This is a genomic window from Streptomyces sp. NPDC004561 (genome assembly GCF_053602155.1).
On sequence record NZ_JBSGDB010000389.1, the window covers coordinates 1 to 8,375 of the forward strand.

At 74.1% G+C, this 8,375-nt stretch carries 6 protein-coding genes and 1 pseudogene; 3 read left to right on the forward strand and 4 right to left on the reverse strand.

Annotated elements, in window-relative coordinates:
- Positions 1–144 precede the first annotated feature (144 nt).
- From hutI to hutU, 4 genes are all read right to left on the reverse strand, one after another.
- Positions 145–1,320, reverse strand: coding sequence for an imidazolonepropionase (hutI, locus tag ACWEN3_RS35100; RefSeq protein ID WP_452979347.1), 1,176 nt, complete (start codon positions 1,318–1,320; stop codon positions 145–147).
- A 26-nt stretch (positions 1,321–1,346) separates the two neighbouring features.
- The gene (locus ACWEN3_RS35105; RefSeq protein WP_452979349.1) at positions 1,347–2,684 is read right to left on the reverse strand and encodes a formimidoylglutamate deiminase; all 1,338 of its coding nucleotides are present in this window, start codon (positions 2,682–2,684) and stop codon (positions 1,347–1,349) included.
- The gene (locus tag ACWEN3_RS35110; RefSeq protein ID WP_452979359.1) at positions 2,681–3,883 is read right to left on the reverse strand and encodes an allantoate amidohydrolase; all 1,203 of its coding nucleotides are present in this window, start codon (positions 3,881–3,883) and stop codon (positions 2,681–2,683) included. Before ACWEN3_RS35110 ends, ACWEN3_RS35105 begins: the two co-directional genes overlap by 4 nt.
- A 140-nt stretch (positions 3,884–4,023) precedes the next feature.
- Positions 4,024–5,688, reverse strand: a complete 1,665-nt coding sequence (gene hutU, locus ACWEN3_RS35115) for a urocanate hydratase (RefSeq protein ID WP_452979352.1) — start codon at positions 5,686–5,688, stop codon at positions 4,024–4,026.
- A 139-nt stretch (positions 5,689–5,827) separates the two neighbouring features.
- Here hutU and ACWEN3_RS35120 point away from each other — a divergent pair, with 139 nt between their 5' ends.
- From ACWEN3_RS35120 to ACWEN3_RS35130, 3 genes and pseudogenes are all read left to right on the forward strand, one after another.
- Complete coding sequence (locus tag ACWEN3_RS35120) at positions 5,828–7,201, forward strand: diaminopimelate decarboxylase (RefSeq protein ID WP_452979355.1); 1,374 nt, start codon at positions 5,828–5,830, stop codon at positions 7,199–7,201.
- Positions 7,202–7,380: 179 nt separating this feature from the next.
- Entirely contained in the window at positions 7,381–7,764 is a 384-nt protein-coding gene (locus tag ACWEN3_RS35125; RefSeq protein ID WP_452979358.1) for a hypothetical protein, read from the forward strand.
- Positions 7,761–8,345, forward strand: a pseudogene (locus tag ACWEN3_RS35130) (transcriptional regulator); the annotation flags it as partial. The gene ACWEN3_RS35125 and the pseudogene ACWEN3_RS35130, both read left to right, overlap by 4 nt.
- Between the last annotated feature and the right edge of the window lie 30 nt (positions 8,346–8,375).

Genomic DNA, 8,375 nt, shown 5'->3' on the forward strand with positions numbered 1-8,375 from the left:
GGGGCGGTGGGGCCCCGGGCGCGGCCGGCCGGCGGGGCGGGGGCCCGGGCGGCCACGGCCCGGGGACCCCCGGTCCCCGGGGCCGCCGGGCCCGGGGCCGCCGGGCCCGGGGCCGCGGTGTGAGACCGGCCGCCCGACGTCCGCTCAGACGACCCGTACGCCCCTGCGCCACACCCCGCTGACCAGCGGCACGCCCGGGCGGTAGGCCAGGTGGACGTGGCTGGGGGCGTCCAGGAGGGTCAGGTCGGCGTAGGCGCCGGGGGTGAGGCGGCCGATGTCGGTGCGGCGCAGGGCGGCGGCGCCGCCGGCCGTGGCCGACCAGACCGCCTCGTCCGGGGTCATCCGCATGTCCCGCACCGCGAGGGCGACGCAGAACGGCACCGACGAAGTGAAGGACGAGCCCGGGTTGCAGTCCGTGGACAGGGCGACGGTGACGCCCGCGTCCAGCAGCCGGCGGGCGTCCGGCCACTCGGCACGGGTGGAGAACTCCGCGCCGGGCAGCAGGGTGGCGACCGTGTCGCCGTTGGCCAGGGCGTCGACGTCCGCGTCCGTGAGGTGGGTGCAGTGGTCGGCGCTCGCCGCGTCCAGCTCGACGGCCAGCCGGACGCCGGGGCCGTAGGAGAGCTGGTTGGCGTGGACGCGGGGGTGCAGGCCCTTCGCCTTGCCGGCGGTGAGGATCGCGCGGGCCTGGTCGCCGTCGAAGGCGCCCTTCTCGCAGAAGACGTCGATCCAGCGGGCGTGGGGCGCGCAGGCGTCCAGCATCTCGCCGGTGACCAGGGCGACATAGGCCGCCGGGTCGTCGGCGTAGTCGGGGGAGACGATGTGCGCGCCGAGGTAGGTCACCTCGTCGGTGTGCTTCGCCGCGAGGCGCAGCGCGCGGGCCTCGTCCTCGACGGTGAGGCCGTAGCCCGACTTCGTCTCGAAGGTGGTGGTGCCCTGGCGGAGCGCCTCCGCCAGGTAGTGGGTCAGGTTCGCCTCCAGTTCCGCGTCGGTCGCGGCCCGGGTGGCCGCGACCGTGGTGCGGATGCCGCCGGCCGTGTAGGACCGGCCGGACATGCGGGCGTTGAACTCCTGGGTGCGGTCCCCGGCGAAGACCAGGTGCGAGTGGGAGTCCACGAAGCCCGGCAGCACCGCCCGGCCGCCCGCGTCGACCCGGTTGTCAGTGGCGGGTGCTTTGCTGGATTCACCGGTCCACGCGATGCGGTCGCCGTCGACGACGACGGCCGCGTCCTGGATCAGACCGAGGGGCGAGTCGTCACCGAGGGAGGGATCGTTGGTGACCAGCGTGGCGATGTTGGTGATGACGGTGCTGCTGCTCATGGTGTCCTCGTGGGGGGCGTTGGGGTTCAGCCGCGGAGGGCTTCGACGGCGGCCGACAGCGCCTGGGGCACGTCGGGTACGAGCGTGTGCGCGCCGTCGCGTACGACATGCCGGCCGCCGACGACCGTGTGCCGTACGTCCGCCGCGCCCGCCGCGAATACGGCCGTCTCGGCGCCCAGCCGGGGCACCGGTCCCGCTGTCCTGACCGAGTCCAGGGCGATGGTCGTCAGGTCGGCGAGCGCGCCCGGCTCGATGGTGCCGGCCTCGTCCCAGCCGAGGGCGGCGTGGCCGTCCTCGGTGGCGGCCCGCAGCAGTGCCGCGGCCGTCCAGTGGCCCCGGGCGCGCGTGCGCAGCCGCTCGTTCAGCTCCATCGCGCGCGCCTCTTCGAGCAGGTCGATGACGGCATGGCTGTCGGAGCCGAGGGAGAGCGGGGAGCCGGCCCGCTGCAGCGCGACGGCCGGGCCGATGCCGTCGGCCAGGTCGCGTTCGGTCGTCGGGCACATGCAGGTGCCGGTGCCCGAGCCGCCGAGCAGTGCGATGTCCTCGTCGTTGAGGTGCGTGTTGTGCACACCGGTGGTGCGCCGGCCGAGGACGCCGTGGTCGGCGAGCAGCCGGGTGGGTGTGCGGCCGTGCGCGGCGAGGCAGGCGTCGTTCTCGGCGGTCTGCTCCGACAGGTGCACGTGCAGCGGGGCCCCCCGCTCCTCGGCCCATCCGGCCACGGTCGCCAACTGGTCGGCGGGCACGGCCCGTACGGAGTGGATCGCCGCCCCGATCCGCGCGTGATCCCGTTCCTTGAGAACTGCACAGCGTTCGGCCCAGGCCTCCGCTCTGCCGTCGGAGAACCGCAGCTGGTGGTGGTTGGGCGGCTCCCCGAAGCCGGCGGAGAGGTAGCAGGTGTCGAGGAGGGTGATCCGGATGCCGGCCTCGGCGGCGGCCGCGATCAGCGCCTCGCCCATGGCGTTGGGGTCGGCGTAGGGGGTGCCGCCGGGGGCGTGGTGCACGTAGTGGAACTCGCCGACACAGGTGATGCCGGCCAGCGCCATCTCGGCGTACACGGCGCGGGCGAGGGCGTGGTAGCGCTCCGGGGTCAGCCGGTCGGCCACGGAGTACATGACCTCGCGCCAGGTCCAGAAGGTCCCGGAGCCGACCTGGACGGTGCCGCGCAGCGCCCGGTGGAAGGCGTGGCTGTGGGCGTTCGCCAGCCCGGGCAGCGTGAGTCCGCGCAGCACCTCGGCGCCGGGCGGCGGGACGGGGGTCTCGGTGCGGACGGCGCCGATCCGGCCGTCCGCGACCTCGACCACGACTCCCGGCTCGACGTCCGCGCCGAGCCAGGCGTGCTCCAACCAGTAGGTCGCCTTGGTCACCTGCAGGCCAGCCCTTCCAGTACGTCGGCGAGTGCGTGCACCCCGGCCACGCAGTCGTCCTCGGCCGCGAACTCGGCCGGGGAGTGCGAGACGCCGGTGGGGTTGCGTACGAACAGCATGGCGGTCGGGATGCTCGCGGAGAGGATCCCGGCGTCGTGTCCGGCGCCGGTCCCGAGGACGGGCACCGTCAGCTCGCGGTCCCCGCCGAGGATGCGGCCGAGTTCGTCGCGCAGGGCGTGGTCGAACTCCACGACGGGCGTGAAGGACTCCCGGACGACGTCCAGGTCGATGCCGTGGGCGTCGGCGTACTCCCGGGCCGCCTTCTCGATGCCGCCGACCACCGTGTCCAGGGTCGCCTGGTCGGCGGCACGGGAGTCGAGCCAGCCGCGCACCAGCGAGGGGATCGCGTTGACGCCGTTCGGCTCGACGGAGATCTTGCCGAAGGTGGCGACGGCACCGGCGAGTTCGGCCTCCCGGCGGGCGGCGAGCACGGTCTCGGCGTACGACAGCATCGGGTCGCGCCGGTCGGTCAGCCGGGTGGTGCCGGCGTGGTTGGCCTCGCCCCGGAAGTCGAACCGCCACCGCCCGTGCGGCCAGATGGCGCTGGCGATGCCCACCCGGTCGCCGGACAGGTCCAGCGCGCGGCCCTGCTCGACGTGCAGCTCCACGAAGGCGCCGATGCGGGCGAGCCGCTCCGGGTCGGGGCCGATGCCCTCGGGGTCGTACCCGGCGGCCTCCATGGCCCGGGGAAGGCTGGTCCCCTCGCCGTCGGTGAGCCGGTGGGCCTGCTCCACGGTCAGCTGCCCCGCGGTCAGCCGGGACCCGACGCAGGCCAGCCCGAACCGGGCCCCCTCCTCGTCACCGAAGTTGACGACGGCCAGGGGCCTGGTGAGCCGCGCTCCCCTCCCGCGCAGCTCGTCCAGGGCGGCGAAGGAGGACACGACCCCGAGGGGCCCGTCGAAGGCCCCTCCGTCCGGCACGGAGTCCAGGTGCGACCCGGTGACGACGGCGTCCCCGGCGGCGGGGTCCCCGAGCCAGGCCCACTGGTTGCCGTTCCGGTCGAGCTCGTGACTCAGCCCCCGGGCCTCGGCCTGCTCCTTGAACCAGGCCCGGCACTCCGCGTCGGCCCCGGTCCAGGCGTACCGCCGGTACCCGCCGGAGTCGGCGTGCCGCCCGATGGGCAGCAGCTCGGCCCACATCTCGTGGAAGGAGGCGCCGATCCTCGCGGGCGGTGGGCAGTCGGTCCGCGGGGCGGACGGGGTGGGCACGGCCGGACCCGCACCCGGCGACGGGACGTCGGCCCCGGCCGGAGAGTCGCCGTGCCCGCCCGGACTCCACGTCACGCCTCGTCACCCTCACGCATCGGCACCCGCACCCCGCGCTCGCCCGCGACCGACTCCGCGATGTCGTACCCGGCGTCCACGTGCCGGATGACGCCCATGCCGGGGTCGTTCGTCAGCACCCGGCGGATCTTCTCGCCGCCGAGCTTGGTTCCGTCGGCCACCGTCACCTGACCGGCGTGGATGGAGCGGCCCATGCCCACGCCGCCGCCGTGGTGGATGGACACCCACGAGGCGCCGGAGGCCACGTTGACCATGGCGTTCAGCAGCGGCCAGTCGGCGATCGCGTCGGAGCCGTCGAGCATGGCCTCGGTCTCGCGGTACGGCGAGGCCACCGACCCGCAGTCCAGGTGGTCGCGGCCGATGGCCAGCGGGGCGGCCAGCTCGCCGGAGGCCACCATGTCGTTGAAGCGCTCGCCGGCCTTGTCGCGCTCGCCGTAGCCGAGCCAGCAGATGCGCGCGGGCAGGCCCTGGAAGTGCACGCGCTCGCCGGCCATCTTGATCCAGCGGGCCAGGGACTCGTTCTCGGGGAAGAGGTCGAGGATCGCCTTGTCGGTCTTGGCGATGTCGGCCGGGTCGCCGGACAGGGCCGCCCAGCGGAAGGGGCCCTTGCCCTCGCAGAAGAGCGGGCGGATGTAGGCGGGGACGAAGCCGGGGAAGGCGAACGCGCGGTCGTACCCGGCGAGCTGGGCCTCGCCGCGGATGGAGTTGCCGTAGTCGAAGACCTCGGCGCCGGCGTCCTGGAAGCCGACCATGGCCTCGACGTGCTTGGCCATGGACTCCCGCGCGCGCGTGGTGAAGCCGGCCGGGTCCTTGGCGGCGGCGTCGGCCATGTCCTCGAAGGCGATGCCGACGGGCAGGTAGGCCAGCGGGTCGTGGGCGGAGGTCTGGTCGGTGACGATGTCGATGGGGGCGCTCATCGCGAGCAGTTGCGGGACCAGCTCGGCCGCGTTGCCGAGGACGCCGATGGACAGCGGGCGACGGGCGTCCCGGGCCTCGATGGCCAGCCGGAGGGCGTGCTCCAGGCTGTCGGCCTTCACATCGAGGTAGCGGTGCTCGATGCGGCGCTCGATCGCGCGCGGGTCGCAGTCGATGCAGATCGCGACGCCGTCGTTCATCGTCACGGCGAGCGGCTGGGCGCCGCCCATGCCGCCGAGGCCGGCGGTGAGGGTGATGGTCCCGGCGAGGGTGCCGTCGAACTTCTTCGCGGCGACGGCGGCGAAGGTCTCGTAGGTGCCCTGGAGGATGCCCTGGGTGCCGATGTAGATCCAGGAGCCGGCGGTCATCTGGCCGTACATGGTCAGGCCGAGGGCCTCCAGGCGGCGGAACTCCTCCCAGTTGGCCCAGTCGCCGACCAGGTTGGAGTTGGCGATGAGGACGCGCGGGGCCCACTCGTGGGTCTGCATGACGCCGACCGGGCGGCCGGACTGGACCAGCATGGTCTCGTCCTGCTTGAGGGTCCTCAGCGTGCGGACCATCGCGTCGAAGGAGCGCCAGTCACGGGCGGCCTTGCCGGTGCCGCCGTAGACGACCAGCTTGTCGGGGTGCTCGGCGACCTCGGGGTCGAGGTTGTTCTGCAGCATGCGCAGGGCGGCCTCCTGCTGCCAGCCCAGGGCGCTGAGTTCCGTGCCGCGCGGTGCTCGTACGGGGCGGGGTCCCGACATCGTCTGCCTCCTGCTGTTGCTACGTCTATTCACATCCTGTCCATCTGAATAGAACTAGTCAATACATCGGGACGGCCCCGTCCGCGTGTCCGGGGTGTTTGTCTGGAAACACCTGACGCCCGACAGGAGGGACGACGTGGTGGACCACGACACCGACGGCGAGGCCCGGGAGCGCGCCGCCCGGCGGGACGACGCGGTGCGCGCCGCCGTGGAGCAGGGGCTGCTCGGCCCGGACGCGGCCGTGGTGGGCCTGCTCGACGTCACCGGCATCCGGGAGTCGGCGGCGGCCCTGCGGGCGGCGTTCGACGCGCTGCTGCCGCCGGGCACCCCGGTGCTGCACGCGTTCGCCGTGAAGGCGACCCCGCTGGTTCCGGTGCTGCGGCTGCTGCACGAGGAGGGCATCGGCGCCGAGGTGGCCAGCCCGGGCGAGCTGGCCCTGGCCCGGGCGGCCGGCGTACCGGCGTCGCGCACGGTGCTGGACTCGCCCGCAAAGACCCCGGCCGAGCTGCGCGAGGCGCTGGCGCTGGGCATCGCCGTGAACGCCGACAACCCCCAGGAGCTGGACCGCCTCGACGCGCTCGTCCGCTCCGGACCGACCCGGTCCGCGCTCGGCGTCCGGGTCAACCCGCAGGTCGGCGGCGGCAGCATCGGGGCGACCTCCACCGCGACCGAGACCTCGAAGTTCGGGGTGGCGCTGCGCGACGAGGGGGCGCGGGAGTGGGTCGTGCGGGCGTACGCGGACCGGCCGTGGCTGACCCGGCTGCACGCGCACACCGGCTCCCAGGGCATTCCGCTGGCGCTGATGGCGCGGGGGGTGGCCGAGACGTACGCGCTCGCGGAGGAGATCAACGCGCGCGTCGGGCGGCGGCAGATCGACACGCTCGACATCGGCGGCGGGCTGCCGGTGAACTTCGGCGGGGAGGCGACGGCGCCGGGCTACGCCGAGTACGCGCGCGTGCTGGCCGAGGAGGTGCCGGGGCTCTGCGCCGGGCGGTACGGGCTGGTGACCGAGTTCGGGCGGTCCCTGCTGGCCAAGCACGGCACGGTGGTGGCGCGGGTGGAGTACGCCAAGCGTGCGGGCGGGCGGCGGATCGCGGTGACGCACGCGGGCGTGCAGGTGGCGACGCGGACGGTGTACGCGCCGGGGGCATGGCCGCTCAGGATCGCCGCGTACGACGCCAAGGGTCGGCCCAAGCCGGGTCCCGAGGTGGTGCAGGACGTGGCGGGGCCGGCCTGCTTCTCGGGCGACCTGCTCGCCGAGGGGCGCGCGCTGCCCCCGCTGGAGCAGGGCGACTACGCGGCGGCGCTGGACACGGGCGCGTACTACTTCGCGCACCACTACGCCTACAACTCGCTGGCCCGTCCCGGGATCTACGGTTTCGCGCCGGACGGGGCGGGGAGTGTGGCCTTCGCGACCGTGCGGGAGCCGCAGAGCATCGCCGAGGTGGTGGCGGAGTCCGGAGGGGCGCACGCTTCCACGCTCACCACCCTCCGAGCGCCCGGGCGCCGTTGACACACCCCGGCCACCCCTCGAACAAATTGATCAACGACCGTGGAACACACGTCAGTTGACCAACACTAGTACGCCAGATGCATGTTCCAACGGAAAATGCCAAACGGCTCACCACCCGCGCACACGATGCGTAGTGTCGCAGTCACTCAGCCGGAGTTCCAGGCGGGAGGGGAGCCACGGTGCCCGGAATCGACGAGTGCCTGCTGGAAGCGATGCGACTGCCCGGTGCCCGGGGAGCCGCACTGGTGGACTGGATGAGCGGACTGGCGCTCGGCACGGTCGGGGACGCGCCCGGCGGCGACCATGAGACGACCGCCGCCGAGGCCGCCGAACTGGCCCGGATGGCCGCCGAGCACGGCACGTTCGCGGCGCACGGGGAGGACCTCCCCCCGGTGGAGGACGTGATCATCAGCAACGGTGACAGCTACCACCTGCTGCGCTTCGTGGACACGTCCTTCGACAGCAGCGTGTTCCTGCATCTGTGGCTGGGGCGCGAGGACGGCAATCTCGCGCTCGCCCGCATACGCCTCGGCGAGATGGCCGCCCGGCTGGTGCTCGGATGACCGTGGTCGGGATGCCGCCGCCGCTGCCGGTCCGGGACAAGACGACCACGCGCGCCCTGTCCCCGATGCTGACCCGGCTGGCCGAGGAGCGGGCCACCGGCATCCTGGTCCGCGAGCACGGCACCCTGTATCTGGCCGCCGGCCGGGTGGTGCACGCCGAGAGTCCCCTCGCCCCCGGTCTCGACGTGCTCCTGACGGCCCACGGCACCCTGGCGACCACCGCCTGGCAGCGGGCCGCCGCCGAGACCCCGGGCCCGTTGCAGGCGGCCGAACTCCTGCTGGACTCCGGGCTGTTGCCCGCTGGCGCGCTGGAGCTGTGCCATCTGGACGCGCTGTACGACGCCGGGTACTTCGCGCTGGCGCCGAGCAGCACCCCGGGCCGGTTCCGCTACGACAACACGCCCCGGCCCGGCCCGCTGCCCTCGGTCCCGGTCGTCGCGCTCGAACGCGAGACGCTCCGCCGCCGCCTCCAGCTGCACCGGCTGTGGTCCGACCCGGCCACCGACAGCGCCCCGCTGATCCGGCGCTCGCCGCGATGTGGCGCCGGCGGGCCAAGCCGTACGGCATCCGCTCGCCGTTCGACCTGCTGACGGAGGTCTCCCGGTACGACG

Bases quoted from the DNA above. Each gene is read 5' to 3' on its own strand.
- hutI (WP_452979347.1), bottom strand. From the start codon at position 1,320: ATGAGCAGCAGCACCGTCATCACCAACATCGCCACGCTGGTCACCAAC.
- ACWEN3_RS35110 (WP_452979359.1), bottom strand. From the start codon at position 3,883: ATGTGGGCCGAGCTGCTGCCCATCGGGCGGCACGCCGACTCCGGCGGG.
- hutU (WP_452979352.1), bottom strand. From the start codon at position 5,688: ATGTCGGGACCCCGCCCCGTACGAGCACCGCGCGGCACGGAACTCAGC.